The following is a 17,539-nucleotide window of genomic DNA, read 5'->3' as shown; positions in this document are numbered from 1 at the left end:
AGGCTAAGATGCTATAAAGTTATAGTAACTAAGCACTTTACCTATTTTTTAAATGTAAGAATAACCTATGATGTATACAGTGGCAAATTTCATAAGCACTTTTCAAGAAGAACTAGAAGTAAATACTGTATTAAAAGAAGAACAATGGTATTCTAAATATTTAGACTTAACTTGGATTACAGAAAATATAGTGCCAGTACTGATAAAGATTATTATTGCTGGAGTTATTTTTTGGATAGGATTTAAGATTGTAAGGAAACTTATAAGTCTTTTAGATGTTGTATTAAAAAAGGCAGGATTTTCAGATACACTAAGACCGTTTTTATCTTCTATGAGTTCTGTTGTATTAAAAGGAGCTGTACTTTTTGGTATTGCTACATTTATAGGAGCAGATTTAACAGGTCTTGTCGCTATTTTAGCAGCTGCTGGTTTTGCTATTGGAATGGCATTACAAGGAAGTCTTGGTAATTTTGCTTCTGGCTTACTTATTTTAACTCTAAAACCATATAAAGTAGGCGATTGGATTCAATTAGATGATAAATTTGGTAGAGTAAATGAGATAGGTATTTTTAGTACAGATGTATTAACACCAGGAAATAAGATTCTCATTATTCCAAATTCTATGGTTACCGATTCTGTAGTAACAAATTTTTCTGAAAAAGAAATGATTCGTTTAGAATTATTAGTCTCAATGCCTTATGAAGAAAGCTTTCCTAAAGTGCACGATATTATTATGAATGCCTTATTAGAAATCCCTAAGGTTTTAAAAACACCGATTCCAGAAATAGGAATTCAGAATTTTGATTCTCATAGTGTGCAGTTACTTGTTAGACCATACGTAAAACCTGATGATTATTGGGAAGTTACTTTTGAATCTAATAAGGTGATTAAAAAAACATTTAGTGATCACAAAATTAAAGTGGCTTATTCTGAAGGGGTAGAGCTTGGAGCAATTGGGGAATAACTTAAACTGTAAATCAACAAATTAGAATTAAAATTTAATTTGTAATTTTCAATTATAATTAAAATTGGCTAGATTTTTGATGCCTTACATGCTATGAAAAAACTTTTATTTCTCCTATTATTTGTAGTTGGCAGTTTATGTTTAAATGCACAAGAGCTAAAGCTAAAGAAAGGTAAAATCATTGATAATTTAATAGTTAAAGATTCTGTTTCCGAAACATATACTATTTACTTACCTACCAGTTTTGATGTAGCTAAAAAATGGCCCATACTTTTTGTGTTTAATATGAAAGGAAAAGCAAAACAATCCCTTCGGTTTTTTACACAAGCAGCGGAAAAATATGGGTATGTATTAGCATCTTCTAATAGTGTTGCAGATTCTATTTCTATTGCTAAAAATGTATATGTAACAGATAGAATGATGAATAGTGTTTTTGAGATACTTCCTATTGATAAAAACAGAATTTATACAGCAGGTTTTTCTGATGGCGGAAAATTTGCATCGATCATGGCATTATTATCTAAAAGAGTAAAAGGAGTAATCTCTTTTGGAGCAGCAATGACCAATGTTGAAGATTTAGCAGTAAATAAAAGATTTCATTTTATAGGTATTATTTCTGATGAAGATCATGATTTAATAGAAATGCGTGCTTTAAAAAAGGAGTTGAATATTTTAAAATTCCCTAACCAATTGTATATCTATGAAGAAAAAAATAGCACAGGTGCTTTTGATTATTTAAATAAAGCTCTTGAATTTTTTACGCTCTCTGGAATGTCAAAAGGATTTATCCCAAAAGACACTGCTTTTATATCTACTAATTATGATAAAAATATAGTAGATATAAACACTTTAATGGATTCCAAAAAACTTGTGCAAGCACATAATTTAATCACAACTGTTATTGATGTCTATAGGGTATTTAAAGATGTTGTAAATTTAAAAGTAAAGCAAAAAGAGCTCAGAAAAGATAAAGCATTTAGAGCCCTTAGAAGAAATGATACTAATGTGTTTTTTAATGAATCATTGCTCAGAGAAGAATATGACTATGCTATTTATGAAGATTTAAATTCATACAATTTTAACAATCTTGGTTGGTGGAATTATCAAATGCAAAAATTAAGCGAGTATAGCGTAAGCGATAATGTAGCACAAAGTAAAATGGGCATACGCCTAAAAGGTTTTGTAAATTATCTGGTTGATAGCAATTTAAAGGAGTTAAAAGTAGAAAAACTTAAGGACAAAGAAGGAATTTTACTCTTATGGATGCTAAAGACAATTACAGCACCCAAAGATTACGCTTCCTATTTAGAAATTATATCATACAGCACAAAAAATGAAGATTTTGGTACCGCTTTATTTTATTTAGAAGAATTATTAAAGAATGGCTTTACAGATAAATCAATATTATATAATTTAGAGAATACTGCACTTTTAAGAATTACACCAGAGTTTAATGCTTTATTGGTTAAATATCTTAAAGTATCCCGTTATGATAGTGAAATTAGGGAATAACTACATGTGGTACTTTGTTCACATCCCAGTCAATAACTAAACCGGCTGCCAAAGATTTAGTAATTTCCTTGCCATATAAAAATTCGCATAAATATAGGGCTGCTTCAAAACTTTTTGCACCACCTGCAGAGGTGATGTATTTCTTATCATGAACAAATAATACATTTTCTGCTACTTTTAGATTCGGAAACATTTTTTTGTACGCACTAATATCACTAGGAAAAGTAGTAGAGGTAACAGAATCTAAAACACCAGCTTTAGCTAATACAAAAGCACCATCACAATGGCTTGTCATAAACAGAGCTCTTTCATCTACTTTTTTTATAAAACTAAGCATAACTACATCTTCTAAATCTGTATTTAGGTGATGTTCTGCACTGGGCACTACTAGAATATCAATGTCGGGTAAACCAGGTTGTGTATAGTTATAGTCTGGTAATATTCTAACACCTTCAAATGTGGTAATAGGTTCTAATGTATTAGCAACAGTAAATACATTCATTGCTTTAATATTTTTTCGATATTGGGTGTGCTGAAAAATATCAAACGGAGCAGTAAACTCTGTATTATAGGTTCCATCCATAATTAAAAAACCAACATTATATCTATTAGGCTCTAATTTTGGAGTACTATGTTTTCTTTTAGAAGTACAGCTAATAACTAAAAGTAGTATAGAAGTGTAGATAACTATTTTCATTAATTATGGTGTTGCAAATTTTTTATATCTTTTTTGGAGTAGTAAAAATACTAAAATACCAATCAAACAAATAATACTAATACCATACCAAGTAATGGTATAGCCATAAAAAGCAACAGATACCATACCTGAATTGTGGGCAAAGATATGCGCTAGAGAAAAAGCAATGCTATAAAGCGCCATATATTCTCCTTGTTTTCCTTTTTTTGAGCTTTCTACAGCAAATGCATTTGATATTGGAAATGCAATCATTTCTCCAAAAGTCATCAAGAGCATTCCAATAACTAAAATACCAACCCATGAAGATACATTGAATAATAAAAAGCTTAGGAGCACTAAAAATAAGCCAATAGCTATTAAGGTTAATGAATTATATTTTTTGCTTTCAATATATTTTATTAATGGCATTTCTAATGCAAAAATGAGAAACCCGTTCATTGTTAAAAGCAAGCCTATTTGTAGTTCCGTTAACTTATGTACTTCTTTATAAAACAGCGGAACAGTCGAAAAATATTGTACAAAAGCGAATGCAAATAGCGTTAACGCAAAAATAAATATCAAATAACGATAATCTTTGTAGACAGGTTTTGAAGATTTATTTACAATAGTTTCAAAAAGTGTAGCTCTTTTTGGGTTTAAAATAATGATGAGTAGTAAAGCTGCTATAATACAAGTAAAACCATCTATCCAAAACAAACCATTATACCCTATAGTAGCAATTATAAAGCCACCTATAGCAGGCCCGGCTGAAAATCCTAAATTGATAGCAAGTCTTATTAATGTTACAGACCGGGTTCTATTTTTGGGTTTGCTGTAAGCACTTAAAGCTACAAAAGCAGCTGGTCTAAACGCATCTGCTATCATCATTAAAATAAAAAGGCCCATACAAATACTCCAAAAGCCTGTTAAAAATTGTAGTAAAATAAATAAGCATCCACTTAAAAATAAACTAGTAGACATTACTTTGTAATAGCCCAAAGTATCTGTTAATTTACCGCCTAACCATGCTCCAACTAATGACCCTAAACCATAAAATGTCATTATAGTTCCCACATTTTCAAAGCTTAAACCAAGATTTTGAGTAAGGTATAGCGATAAAAAAGGAATCACCATTGTACCAGCCCTATTAATAAGTGTTATTAGCGCTAGCCACCATACTTCAATAGAAAGCCCTTTAAAAGAATCGATATAATTGTAATATATTTTTTTCACATTTAGATTTTTAAGTATATAACCTTGAGGCAATCCCACGAGGCATTAAAAGAAAAAATTCACATTGATTTCATGCAAACGTCGGAGCCTTTAAATCTCGATTATCAAGTAAAAAAAAACCTGACGCTTAGGTCAGGTTTTGTATCATTAAAATTCGTATCAAATTTAAAAATAACTGGGCCTGCTCCTTTTATAAGGAATGACTTTGGTTTTATTAGAAATTGATAAAAATTGCATGTTAATTTCTTATTTGATGTAAAACTAACAAAAATTATGATAAGTTGTATTTTTACTTGATAATCGAGATTTAAATATTTAGAGATTTTCCTCAAATTTAAATTAATTTTTGATAGAATTTCTCTTGGGTTTACCCTGTGAGAGTTTGATTTTTTAAATTTATGCAGATGAAATATTTTATAGTTGTTTTTATAGTATTAAGTTTTAATTGTGCCGATAAGAAGAAATATCACGATACTTCTGAAAATCAACAAGAAATAGAATCAGCTAAATTGACTAATATTCGTAAATTTCAAAAAGAATTAAATGCTAGTTATAAAAACCCAGAAACATCGCCTTTGCCAGATCGGTACCGTAAAAATTTTGAAGGTTTAGATTTTTTTGCGCCAGATACTAATTATGTGGTAAAAGCTAGATTTCTTAGAACGCCAAATTCCAAGCCTTTTTTAATGCCAACTACTACGGATAGAAGTTCTAAAGAAGTAGTTTATGGTATTGTTTCTTTTGTATTAAACGGAAAAAAACACCAATTGGAGGTGTATCAAAACCCTGAGCTCTCTAAAGAAGAAGGTTATGAATCGTATTTGTTTTTGCCTTTTACGGATATAACAAATGGTGAGGAAACCTATGGTGGAGGGCGTTATATAGATACAACTATACCAGATGGAGATACCATGCAAATTGATTTTAATACCGCTTACAATCCGTATTGCGCATACAATAAAAAATATTCTTGCCCTATAGTTCCTCAGGTAAATCATTTAAAAACTGCTGTTTTAGCAGGAGTAAAAACTTTTAAGAAGAAATAATTTTAATATAAAATTAAAAAGGATCAGCTATTTTAAATGCCTGATCCTTTTTTGTGAAATTAAATTTTTAAAGTTATGGAGTAGTGAAGGAGAAGATTTGAGATTCTACTTTATTTCCAAAAGTATCTTCTGTTACTACCTTCCAGTAGTAAGTTGTACTAGCTACTAAATTATTAGGAATATCTATACTAGTAATAGTAGCTATGGTTGAAGTTAATTCAGTACTAGGATTGGGATTAGTATCTAAAAATACAGTGTAGCTTTCTATGTCATCTTCGTTATTTACTACTTCACTCTCTAACCAATCTAGTTTTCCCATAAGATCAGTAAGTACTGCTTTGTCTTCTGGCGCTACTAACTGTGCAGGGAAAGGAGTAAAATTTCTTTCTCCTTGGGCAGAATTATAAAAAGTCCAGCGGTCACTCTCTGTACGTTCAGTTCCATTAATAGAAGTTACTGTCCATGCATAATTAGTGTCTTGCTGCAGTGTAATTTCGCCTTCATTAGTGCTAAAATTTTCACTAGTTGTGCTATTAGGAGAAGCATCTGTATTGGTTAAGGTGACTTCGTAAGAGGTTGTGTTTTCTGCCATTTCCCATCTAAAGATTACATTGCTATCTGTTGAATTTTCTAAAAATATACCTGTAGTGCATACTTCTCCATTTTCTGGAAAAATTAAAGAAGCTTTTCCAGGAATAATAACAGGGGTTTCCTCTTCTTCAGCGACACTGTTGCTTCTGCAAGAAATTAATATGATAGTCAATATGATAGGTATGATATATTTTAAAGTTTTCATAGTTATTTTTTTACGATTTTAATGTTCTCCATAAAATCCCCTTCTTTGACAGTTAAAAAGTAAATCCCAGCTGCTAAGGATGAAATGTCTATTGTAGTCATAAAATTTTCATTACGTTTTTTAACTTGTTTTACCGCTTTTCCTGCAAAATCATAAATCGTTATTAAAATCTCATTATTATGTTGTTCTTCTAGGTGATTTAAAACAATGGTAACATTGTCCTCAACAGGATTTGGGTAAGCCAATACTACATTTTCATTAATAAGGATGTTTTTATTAAAAACGCCTTGGCAATCTTTATCTGTTTTTACTGATAAATTATTATCACCTTCAGCAAGATTTAATATCACTTCATTTGCAGTAGTCGTAAAAGTGTTATCGTTAAATGTAATTTCATAATGAAGTCCTCCTTTGAGTTGAACCAAAACTTTATTAGAAGCTTCTAGTACTTTTGCACTAACGTTTAGTAATTCTGGTTCTTTTACCACTACAGAAAAACGCTGAATAAAGTCACTTAATTCATCTACTGTAATTTCTATGGTATATTCTCCTGCATCTAAATCTTCATAAGAAACTGTATTTGTAAACCTTTTCTCTTCATTAAAATTTGTTCCTGTTACTCTTGCTGTATAATTTAGACTATCATCAACAGCATCAATAGCAATACTACCATCGTTACTATCTGGACAACTCTCTCCTATAACTTCTATAATAAAATTATTTGTAGGGATCTCTTCTATTGGAGCGGTACTGCTAATTAATTCAAAATCAAAATAATTTACATTAAACAGGAAACCAAATCCACCCGTAAATTCGGCTATTATTGTTTGTTCTCCTACGTTTAAAGCAACTTCTGAAATGGTTTCAGTGATAAAATTCTGCCACCCTCCAGTATTACCAAAAGATACCGAACCTAATTCAGTTGCACCTAATTTTAAGGTTACAGTACCTCCTGCTGCTGCACTTGCTACACGGATAGCTATATCATAAATTCCGGGAGTAGTTACATCTACTTCATAAGTAGCACTAGAACCATCTACAATAAAACCAATATTCTGCCCGCCACCTTCATCCATAGTGGGCTCTGCTTGTACTCCTCTTTCCTGAGAAACAAAATCTTCTGCTTCTAATCGCCCTGGTATTGTTGGTAGAGGGTCTGGCATAGGAGCTTCGGGAGCATCTACAACTACAATTGCAGAATCACTGTATCTACCTGCTATTATCGCTGTTATTTTAGCGCTCCCCATAGATACACCTGTTACCACTCCGTTTTCATTTACCGTAGCAATAGTAGGGTTACTGGAAACCCATGTAATATCTGACTGACTAAAACCTCCTCTTAGAATTTCTGCTTGTAAGGTTTCTGTTCCTGTTGCGTTTATTTCTACTTCAAAAGGAGATACTCTTACAACTCTTGATTCAGTTCCCTTGGTATACGTTCCTCGGTTAAATCCATTTCCTAAAGAAACGGCCCATAAAGTTTTTTCATCATGAAGATCAAACTCTACGTTTCTTATAAAGGTATTTAGCCCATCAATATTATTTTTTCTCCAGGTTAATCCACGGTCTTCGCTTAAATATATTCCAGAGTTTAATTGTATTCTGCCTACTGTTGCTATTAGTATATTATTATCAAAAGGGGATACATTAATTTCAAATGTTGCTCCATTATCAAAAATTCTTGTCCAGGAAGTTCCAAAATCATCAGAATACCATATACCACCAGTTACCGTTTCATTAAATGAAGCTCTGTGTCCACTACTAACATACATTCTATTGGTATTATCAAAAACAATTTTATTGATTCCTATAATTTCAGGAGCAACATTAATTTCTGTCCAATTTAATCCTCTATTATTTGTAAAATATAACCCTCCTGATACTATTGGAGAACCAATATTACCTTGACTAAAAGAAAGTCTTTGTGCTGCAGCAAAATATGAAGCATTGGTATGATCTCTTGGGTCTATTTTAATATCACTAATTCTTACATTAGCAGGTAAACCATTATTTCTTGGTGTAAAAGTTTTACCCCCATCTTCGGAAAAGTAGAAGCCTCCTACCTTATCTCGATCTCTAATTTCTTTATCTGTAATTCCAAAAAACATAATATTTGGATTTTTAGGATCTATTCTCAAAGACTGCGTGCGCATTTGGTCTTCTGCAGGAGTTGCTTGTGCCCAATCTTCAAATGTATTACCTCCATCTATGGAACGTTCAATCCTTTCTTTACCGAATTGCCTGAATGATGTAGTAAACATCACATTTTTAAATAATGGGTGTACAGCAATAGAACTAATAGTTGTTTGCGATTCTTTAATCTGTCTTGCAGCTTGTCTTCCATCGGTGCCATCATCGGTTAATAGCCATAATCTATGTTCTCCCGATCCCATCAAAGGTCTATCTGGCCCTAAACGTTTATCTTGAAGCATGGTCTCGCCAGGTAAATTACTATTACCACGCCCCATTAAATTTCCTGCAGCCGTATAATCTTCATCAACTTGGCGGAAAGTTGCTCCATGATCTGTACTTAACAAGGTATTATGGCTTGCTAAGATCATAATATCGCCTCTACTATTTACAGCAAAATTTCTTTGAGACCGTATAGGATAGTTGTTTCCTAATTGTAATAAAAATGGCTCATGCCCAAATTCCATATTATCATTAACCGGGTTTCCACGAGATTCCCAGTATGCTCTATCGTTTTCCCAAGCTGGTGCAAATTCTCTTGCTAAGTTTGTCCAGTTTTGTCCTCCGTTAGAAGTTCCCCATAATCTTCCAGGAGTTATAGATCTATTGATTTGTGGGTCATGGAAACCTACATATAGTGCATCGGGTCTACTAGGATCTACATGAAGTCCACTAAAATATTGTAATACGTTAGTAGGTATAACAGGGTAAGTAGTCCTTGCTTGTGCTGTGCTTATTCCAAACCAATTCGCTATAAAACTGTAATACCTGTCTGGAACACCTCCTGTTAATTGATTTACATCTATATAAAGATCACCTGTAATATCTGTAAATGTAGCACCTTCATCTTCTGTTTTATATATTCCTCCAGTATTAGTAGTTGTATTTCCAGAAGGGGAGTACCTAACTTGATCTATAAAATAGATAATGAATTCTCCACTTGTAGCATTGTAGTAAAAATCCATATCCATAATGGTATTGTTAGGAAGATTTCCTTCGCCAATATTGGTCCATGTATCTCCACCATTGTCAGATCTGTATAATCCATCAATAGAAGCTGCAAATATTTGCTGATTATTGGTAGGATTTACAATAATTCTGCAAAATTGTGCTTTAGGATCAATTCCATTAGTTAGTGTAGTCCAGGAAGCTCCTCCATCTATTGTTTTGTAAATACGTCCTTGTATATCGTTTTCATTACCTCTGGGATTTGCAGCATTTGATTGGTTTTGTGAACTAAATGCAACTTGCCCTCTAACATGATATCCTGCACCTACATACCATATATTATCATTAGTAGCATCTATTGCTAAAGCCGAAACCTTATTTAGAAAGCCCGTCCTATCAGAACCATCAGTATCTGCATCGTACCAGGGAGCGTTTGGAACTATGGTCCAGTTTCTTCCCATATCACTTGTTTCCCAAAGTTGAGATCTTTCTATTGCTAATCCAAAGTTTTCATTATTGGTGGAGTAGTATAAATCTCCCAAGCGTTCAAATTCTCCTTCACCATCCTTATCTTTAATATTAAACCAACTGGTTCCATTATTTTCGGATTGCCATGTTACAAATAAATCTGGACTCGTTGCAACAACATCTGGTTTTGTAGGGTGATACCTCAATAAGTTTACAAAACCTGCGTTACCTGGTCCAAATTGTTTCCATTCTATATCATTTTCGGAAGCGACTCTTTCATTTCTTAACCTATTAAAGTAGGTTTGGTCTAACTGTGCATTTGTAGTAAAAATAAATGCTAAAAATATAAAACTAGTACAAATTTTTCTTAACGAAAAGCTCAGTAATTTTTCTTTTGGTTGCATAGTGAGGACAGGTTTATAACTGTAAATATCAACAAAAATCTAAGGATACTAAAAATATAGTATGATTTTATAGTGTAATGAAATTAAAGAGGGTCAGGTATTTTAAATACCTGACCCTCTTTTTATAAAATTAAATAAAATATTTTTCTTTGATTAGAAAGAGTATATTGCAGCAATTAAGAAAGATGATAAGCTCTTTGTTGCAGCTGCATCATTGTCAAAAAATTCTTCTTCAGATGAGCTATCTAAACGTAGCTCAGGTTTAATCGTTAAATTTTCTATAGTATAACTACCTGTTAACGTAGCAGCAAAAATATTTGGATCATCATTACCATCAATACCATCAAAAGTAGTAAAATATTCACCTCTTAAACCTATAGTGAAGCTATCAGAAGTTGCTATTTGAGGATATAAAGCAGCACCTGCGAAACCAGCACCGTCATTGTCAGCATAAGCAGCATTGATTCCTAAGAAAAAACCATCTGATACATCAAAACCACCAGTATAATCTACTTCAAAACCTAGACTTGTTTTGTTGTCATAATAGAAGTTTAAAAATTGACCAGAATAGCCTAACTGCGCACCTAAAGCATATTCGCCAGTTAAATTGTTATTTACATCAGTAGGGTTCATTATTGCTAACATTAAGCTAAAATCTTCAGATAAAGCAAAGTCAGCTTTTAAACCTACATGAGAAAATGGTCCGTTAGAAAACAAGTAAGAAGTACTATAGTTAAAGTTTCCTGTTGGAGAAATTACTTCATAGCCTAAATAGGTATTGAAACGCCCTAAGGTTAAAGTGGTTCCTTCAGAAACATTCCAATACGCATACAATTGGTTTATGAAAATATCAGTGTCACCACCGACTGCTTGAAAAGCTCTGGTTCCAAAGGCTAAATCAGCAACCGCCCCAGTTTTTTCTCCTTCATAACTTGCAATAATATTGGTAAAACCTAAAGCAAAACCTGTTTGATTAGCAAATGATGATGCAGGTGCTTGAGCTGCTAACGGGCTACCAACGTCACCAAATATTGCTCTGTCAGTAGAACTTAAATTAGTTCTGTAATATGCATCTACACTACCACTAATAGAAACTGCTTTTTTTTCTTCTTCCTCTTCTTGTGCCATTAAAGAAGTTCCTACAAATAATGCAGCTACAAGGAAAATATTTTTTACGTAACTTGTTTTTAAAATCGTTTTCATAAAATTCAGATTAAATAATTTACCCTTAATTCAGGGTGTTGTTTGATTTTTTTTGATTGTATTTTGAAAGGTGATTGTAAAAACGGAATGTTTGTGAAACACTCCGTTTTTATTTTTTAGTGTTGGTTCATTCTAAAATCAGGATAAGCATCCATTCCATGTTCATGGATATCTAATCCTTCTATCTCTTCTTCTTTAGAAACTCTTAATCCAGATGTTTTCTTAATTACAAATAAGATAATAAAAGCCGTAATACAACAGAAAACTCCAGTTGCTGCAATACCTGTTAATTGATATAAAATTTGATCTCCACCAGCTTTAGATCCAAAGAAACCTACTGCTAAAGTTCCCCAGATACCACATATAAGGTGAACTGCAATTGCACCTACTGGATCATCTAATTTAATTCTATCAATTAGTGCTACTGCACCAACTATGATAAGACCAGCAATGATACCTATAATAACAGCTTCATTAGGAGACATTAAATCTGCACCAGCCGTAATCCCTACTAAACCTCCTAAGATACCATTAAGAAACATGGTTAAGTCAAAGTTTTTGTATAGGATATAAGATAATATAAATGCTGCTACACCACCTGCTGCTGCTGCAAGAGAAGTGGTTACTAATACTAAAGAAGTGGTAGCAGGGTCTGCTGATAATACAGAACCTCCGTTAAATCCAAACCATCCTAACCAAAGGATAAGAACTCCAGCTGCTGCTAAAGGAATATTGTGCCCTGGAATTGCTTTTGGTTTACCATTTTCTCCAAATTTACCAATACGTGGACCTAATAAGTAAACAGCAATTAAAGCTGCCCATCCACCTACAGAGTGTACTAAAGTAGAACCTGCAAAATCATGGAACCCTCCATTTTCTCCTCCAAGGGTAGATAAAAATCCACCACCCCATTGCCAAGAACCTACTATAGGGTAAACAAGGCCTACATATATGATGGTGAAAATCATAAATCCACCAAGTTTAATACGTTCTGCTACTGCTCCAGATACTATAGTTGCTGCGGTAGCTGCGAACATTCCTTGAAATAAAAAGTCTGTCCACCAAGTGTATCCACCACTTGCATATTCAGCTGTCATTCCGTTTTCAGGGGCTGCAATTCCAAATCCTGCAAATCCTAAATAGCCATCGCCTATAAGATTAAAATCTCCAGGGTACATTAGGTTAAATCCACCTATATAATAAAGTAATAGACCAACACATATAATAAATACATTTTTAAATAATATGTTGATTGTGTTTTTTTGTCTTGTTAATCCAATCTCAAGAAATGAAAAGCCTAAATGCATAAAAAATACAAGGGCTGTACATATCATCATCCAGACATTGTTTGCTGTAAATAATCCTGCGTCCATAATTATAAATTAATTGTTTAGTTAGTTTAATTAGTTAATTCCTTCGTGTCCATTTTCTTTGGTGCGAATTCTATATGCTTCTAATACTTCAGAAACAAATATTTTACCATCACCAACATTTCCTGTTCCTGCTGCATCAAGAATGGTATTTACAGTACGTTCTAGGAATTCGTCAGATACTACTATAGTTAAATATCTTCTTTGGATATCAGAAGTGCTATAGGTAATACCACGGTACACATGACCTTGTTTTTCATTTCCTACACCAGTTACATCCCAGTAACTAAAGAAATTAACTTCAATTTGGTGCAAAGCTTTTTTTACTTCGTCAAATTTTGACTTTCGAATAATTGCCTCGATTTTTTTCATAATGATTATGTTAGTTATGGAGCAAATATATGTTAATGTTTTTAACATGTCATAATTTAGAAGGGGGTGTTTCTGTATTTTTATATTAATAATAATTTAACCCCTGTTTTTTTAGGGGTATGTATAAAATAAATGTAAAAAAATGAAGATTTAAATATTTTAAACAAAATATTAGCATCAAATTATACAATAATTTGTTTGTAGAATTCTTTTAAAAAGATAACTAAGCACGTGAGAAATTATAAATAAATTTCATCTATACCTTGAAAGTGGAGTTGTTTTACTATTTGTGTATCAATTCTTTATGATACGATTTTAGAACACCATAAGCCTGCAACAATTGCTAGTATGCCCACAGTAATACTGCTAATCGTATAAATTGAAAAATTGATAAGATCACCAGATTTTAATAAAGAGTGGTTTTCGAAAGCAAAAGTAGAAAAGGTTGTAAATCCACCACAAAAGCCTGTAGCCAATAATAATGTTTGATTTTGAGACAGGTAATTGGTTTTAAAAGAAAGTCCTAAAATAAAACCTATAAGTAAACAGCCTACCATGTTTACAAGAAATGTTCCTAAAAAGAAATTGGAAAAAGAATTGTTTAAATATTTACTAATAATAAATCGTAGTACACTACCAACACCTCCACCTAAAAATATAAGTAACACTTGTTTCATACTTTAAAAGTATAAAACTAAACTGCCTTTTTAAACTTATTTGTGATAGAAGTCTCTAATGGGTAAATTTTTGGAGTTTTAAATTTAGTGTAATCCATTGCAGAATTCTGCGCTCTTTTCTTATTTCTATTCACACTGAATAGTAATAAAAATACGTTAACACTAACTAAAACTAATAATACACCGAAGAAAGTTGCCATTTTATCGAGATTTACTATTGATAACGCAAAATTACGTTTTTTCTTACGTCGAAGTAAAGTTTGTTGTGAAATGGGTAATTTTTGTGGTGAATATAATTTTTTAAGTTAATTTTTGAGCATATACTTAATTAAGAAGAGTAGAATTATAAAAATGACGAAAAAAATAGCCACCCATTTAACGCCCTTATAATTTTTAGCATGCAATAATGCATCTTTTTTGTACATCAGAGAGATTGTAATGACAAATCCAATAAAAAAAACACTTGCAAATATCCACTGACCAGTACTAAACATATTTTTATATTTTTATGCAAAATTAATATAAAATAGATGAAAAATAAATTAGAAGCAGTTGCACTTTTTCATAATACATTTGGTATGGGAGTTCCTACCGAAATGAATGCAGATATAGGTGAGGCTAAAAATAAACTCCGTTTTAATTTAATGGATGAAGAGAATAAAGAATATTTAGAAGCTGCACAGAATAATGATATGGTTGAAGTTGCTGATGCGCTTGGTGATATGCTGTATATTTTATGTGGCACTATATTAGAGCATGGTATGCAAGATAAAATTGAAGAAGTCTTTAATGAAATACAACGGAGTAATATGAGTAAATTAGGGGCAGATGGAAAACCAATTTTTAGAGAAGATGGAAAAATTTTAAAAGGGCCAAACTATTTTAAACCTAATATCAAAGCAATTTTAGAGCAATAAAAAGTTTTGTAGTTTTAATTTGTAAGAACGACTGTTAAATCTCATTACAAGCTTTAATTTGTAATGAGTTTTTTTATAGCATTATTTCAATATGGAATTTATGGCAAAAAAAGCTATTTAACTATTTTGATAGTCTTTTTAAGCTTGAATAATAAAAATAGTGGGTCTTTTATGTAAATCAAGACTAACCTTACGCCAATCTAATACAGTTTTGGTGCAAATGTATTCGGTAGGTAATGTAATATCACAGGCTACACAAACTTCAGTAGATGGTGATAGAGTTTTAATTAATTCGGCAAACATTTTATCGTTTCTATAAGGTGTTTCAATAAAAATTTGAGATTGATGATTTTCTCTAGATGTTTTTTCTAATCGTTTAAGCGTGTTTTTTCTATCGCTGTTATCAATAGGGAGGTAGCCGTTAAAAGTAAAGTTTTGACCGTTTAATCCACTAGCCATTAGTGCTAAGAAAATAGATGATGGACCTACTAAGGGGACTACTTGTATGTGTTTTTGATGTGCAATTTTAACTACATCTGCACCTGGGTCTGCAATACCAGGACAACCAGCTTCTGAGATTACGCCTACATCTTTACCTTCTATACATGGTTGTAAAAAGGTGGGGATAACTTCTGGTTCTGTAAATTTATTTAAGGATTCTATTTGTAAGTTAGACTGAGATTTTCCCGAACTTATTTTTTTAATAAATTTCCGTGCTGTTTTTTCGTTCTCAACAATATAATAATCAATATTTTCAATAGCTCTTTTTATAGAAATTGGTAATACTTCTAATGGGGCATTGTCTCCTAATGTGGTTGGTAATAAATATAATTTTCCAAAAGTAGTGTTGTTATCTTCCATCAGCAATTATGTTATGGTTTGGGTAGTTTTTTTGCAATAACTTCACATGCGGAATCAATTAATTTGTATACATTTTCAAAACCATTATCATCATAATACGGATCAGGAACTTCATTATCCTTTAAATTGATCTCATCTAGTAATAAACTTACTTTTTCAATGTCTTTTTTACTTTTAGCTAGTCTTGCAACATTTGTATAATTACTTTTATCCATTACATAAATATGGTCGAATATATTAAAGTCTTCGACTTTAAATTGTCTGCATTGCTGCATGCTTATATCAATGTGGTGTTTTTTTGCTACTGCAATAGAACGATGATCTGGTTTTTTGCCAATATGATAATTTCCAGTGCCAGCCGAATCGACAAAAACAGAATTAGAATTAACTTTGTTTTTTAAAATACCTTCGGCTAATGGGGATCTACAAATATTACCCAGGCAGACCATTAAAACCTTAACTTCCATAAAAGTAAATTTAAGAAAATTTCTTGGTAAGGTCGTCTATGTATTTACGAAATTGTTTATCTGTTTCAGCTAAATTATCTACCGTTTTGCAGGCATGTAACACAGTTGCATGATCTCTTTTTCCTATTTGAGATCCAATACTAGCAAGTGATGCTTTTGTAAATTTCTTTGCAAAAAACATTGCTAATTGACGTGCTTGTACAATATGACGTTTTCTAGTTTTTGATTGCAATGTACTAACATCCATCTCAAAATAGTCCGAAACTACTTTTTGAATGTAATCTATAGATACCTCTCGTTTAGAATTTTTAACAAACTTTTCTACAACTTGTTGTGTTAACTCTATAGTAACTTCTTTTTTATTAAAAGAAGATTGTGCTATTAGAGAGATAATTGCACCTTCTAATTCGCGTATGTTAGTCTTAATATGCTTCGCAACATATTCTATTATGTCATTAGGCATTTCTACACCATCTCGGTATAACTTATTTTTTAAAATAGAAATCCGAGTTTCGTAGTCAGGGTTTTGCAATTCTGCTGATAGGCCCCATTTAAAACGAGATAATAAGCGTTGTTCAATATCCTGCATGTCTACAGGAGCTTTGTCAGAAGTTAAAATAACCTGTTTTCCATTTTGGTGTAAATGGTTAAATATGTGAAAAAATACATCTTGTGTTCCAGATTTACCTGAAAGAAATTGAACATCATCAATAATTAAAACGTCAATGAGCTGATAAAAATGTATAAAATCGTTTCTTGTATTCTTTTTTACAGATTCAATATACTGTTGTGTAAATTTTTCCGCGGAAATATACAATACAGTTCGTTCTGGATATTTATCTTTAATCTCCACACCAATGGCATGTGCTAAATGTGTTTTCCCTAGTCCAACACCTCCAAATACTAATAATGGATTAAAAGAAGTGCCTCCTGGTTTATTAGCAACAGCGATACCTGCAGAGCGTGCTAGTCTGTTTGAATCTCCTTCTAAAAAATTATCAAAATTATAATTAGGGTTTAGCTGAGATTCTATTTTAATATTCCTTATCCCAGGAATAACAAAAGGATTTTTAAGCTGTGGGTTTTTAGATTTTATGGCAACATCTAACTCTTGTGGAGCTACTGTACTTCTATTGGCACTTGGTATTTTTTCTGTAAAAGGCTCTTTATTACCATAAGTATTCTCCATTTTTATGATATAAACCAGCTTTGCACTTTCGCCAAGTTCTTTCGTTAAAGATACTTTTAACAGTTTTACATAGTGCTCTTCTAGCCATTCATAGAAAAATTTGCTTGGTACTTGTATGCTTAAAGCATTGTCGGCTAATTTAATTGGTTTAATGGGTTCAAACCATGTTTTGAATGCCTGCGGTTGGATGTTATCTTTGATAAATTCCAGACAATTGTTCCATACGGAATTAGCAGTTACACTCAT

At 32.1% G+C, this 17,539-nt stretch carries 15 protein-coding genes; 4 read left to right on the top strand and 11 right to left on the bottom strand.

The features are described from left to right. Positions 1–67: 67 nt before the first annotated feature. A complete protein-coding gene (locus ACZ451_RS00075) occupies positions 68–964 on the top strand; it encodes a mechanosensitive ion channel family protein (protein WP_464215030.1) in 897 nt (298 codons plus the stop codon). A 93-nt stretch (positions 965–1,057) separates the two neighbouring features. Continuing rightward, positions 1,058–2,476, top strand: coding sequence for an alpha/beta hydrolase (locus ACZ451_RS00070; protein WP_464215029.1), 1,419 nt, complete (start codon positions 1,058–1,060; stop codon positions 2,474–2,476). Here the strand turns inward: ACZ451_RS00070 and ACZ451_RS00065 are convergent. Together ACZ451_RS00065 and ACZ451_RS00060 are read right to left on the bottom strand one after the other, a co-directional pair. Then, positions 2,466–3,173, bottom strand: a complete 708-nt coding sequence (locus tag ACZ451_RS00065) for a DJ-1/PfpI family protein (protein WP_464215028.1) — start codon at positions 3,171–3,173, stop codon at positions 2,466–2,468. The genes ACZ451_RS00070 and ACZ451_RS00065 overlap by 11 nt on opposite strands. 3 nt (positions 3,174–3,176) lie before the next feature. Further along, entirely contained in the window at positions 3,177–4,385 is a 1,209-nt protein-coding gene (locus tag ACZ451_RS00060) for an MDR family MFS transporter (RefSeq protein ID WP_464215027.1), read from the bottom strand. Between the two features lie 404 nt (positions 4,386–4,789). Between ACZ451_RS00060 and ACZ451_RS00055 the strand changes: the two genes are divergently transcribed. Further along, positions 4,790–5,431 carry a DUF1684 domain-containing protein gene (locus tag ACZ451_RS00055; RefSeq protein ID WP_464215026.1) on the top strand — a complete coding sequence of 214 codons (642 nt, stop codon included), beginning with the start codon at positions 4,790–4,792 and terminating at the stop codon, positions 5,429–5,431. Between the two features lie 73 nt (positions 5,432–5,504). Here the strand turns inward: ACZ451_RS00055 and ACZ451_RS00050 are convergent, their stop codons facing one another. From ACZ451_RS00050 to crcB, 6 genes are all read right to left on the bottom strand, one after another. Continuing rightward, complete coding sequence (locus ACZ451_RS00050) at positions 5,505–6,227, bottom strand: hypothetical protein (RefSeq protein ID WP_464215025.1); 723 nt, start codon at positions 6,225–6,227, stop codon at positions 5,505–5,507. A 2-nt stretch (positions 6,228–6,229) separates the two neighbouring features. Next, positions 6,230–10,237, bottom strand: coding sequence for a carbohydrate-binding protein (locus ACZ451_RS00045; protein WP_464215024.1), 4,008 nt, complete (start codon positions 10,235–10,237; stop codon positions 6,230–6,232). Positions 10,238–10,390: 153 nt separating this feature from the next. Next, positions 10,391–11,440 carry an outer membrane beta-barrel protein gene (locus tag ACZ451_RS00040; RefSeq protein WP_464215023.1) on the bottom strand — a complete coding sequence of 350 codons (1,050 nt, stop codon included), beginning with the start codon at positions 11,438–11,440 and terminating at the stop codon, positions 10,391–10,393. A 116-nt stretch (positions 11,441–11,556) separates the two neighbouring features. After that, a complete protein-coding gene (locus tag ACZ451_RS00035) occupies positions 11,557–12,813 on the bottom strand; it encodes an ammonium transporter (protein ID WP_464215022.1) in 1,257 nt (418 codons plus the stop codon). Between the two features lie 30 nt (positions 12,814–12,843). Next, a complete protein-coding gene (locus ACZ451_RS00030) occupies positions 12,844–13,182 on the bottom strand; it encodes a P-II family nitrogen regulator (RefSeq protein ID WP_464215021.1) in 339 nt (112 codons plus the stop codon). Positions 13,183–13,484: 302 nt separating this feature from the next. Further along, positions 13,485–13,859, bottom strand: coding sequence for a fluoride efflux transporter CrcB (crcB, locus tag ACZ451_RS00025; protein WP_464215020.1), 375 nt, complete (start codon positions 13,857–13,859; stop codon positions 13,485–13,487). A 530-nt stretch (positions 13,860–14,389) separates the two neighbouring features. On the opposite strand from crcB, the gene ACZ451_RS00020 reads away from it, so the two are divergent. Continuing rightward, complete coding sequence (locus ACZ451_RS00020) at positions 14,390–14,776, top strand: pyrophosphohydrolase domain-containing protein (protein ID WP_464215019.1); 387 nt, start codon at positions 14,390–14,392, stop codon at positions 14,774–14,776. A 138-nt stretch (positions 14,777–14,914) separates the two neighbouring features. Here the strand turns inward: ACZ451_RS00020 and ACZ451_RS00015 are convergent, their stop codons facing one another. Genes ACZ451_RS00015 through dnaA form a run of 3 tightly spaced genes read right to left on the bottom strand, consistent with a single transcriptional unit; the run spans position 14,915 to position 17,539 of the window. Then, the gene (locus ACZ451_RS00015) at positions 14,915–15,637 is read right to left on the bottom strand and encodes an SAM-dependent methyltransferase (RefSeq protein WP_464215018.1); all 723 of its coding nucleotides are present in this window, start codon (positions 15,635–15,637) and stop codon (positions 14,915–14,917) included. A gap of 11 nt (positions 15,638–15,648) precedes the next feature. After that, positions 15,649–16,104: a low molecular weight protein-tyrosine-phosphatase gene (locus ACZ451_RS00010; protein WP_464215017.1), complete on the bottom strand. Its 456-nt coding sequence runs from the start codon at positions 16,102–16,104 to the stop codon at positions 15,649–15,651. A 10-nt stretch (positions 16,105–16,114) separates the two neighbouring features. After that, entirely contained in the window at positions 16,115–17,539 is a 1,425-nt protein-coding gene (gene dnaA, locus ACZ451_RS00005) for a chromosomal replication initiator protein DnaA (RefSeq protein ID WP_464215016.1), read from the bottom strand.

It is taken from the genome of Allocellulophaga tsushimaensis, assembly GCF_055383085.1.
This window is presented reverse-complemented; position numbering and strand designations above follow the sequence as displayed.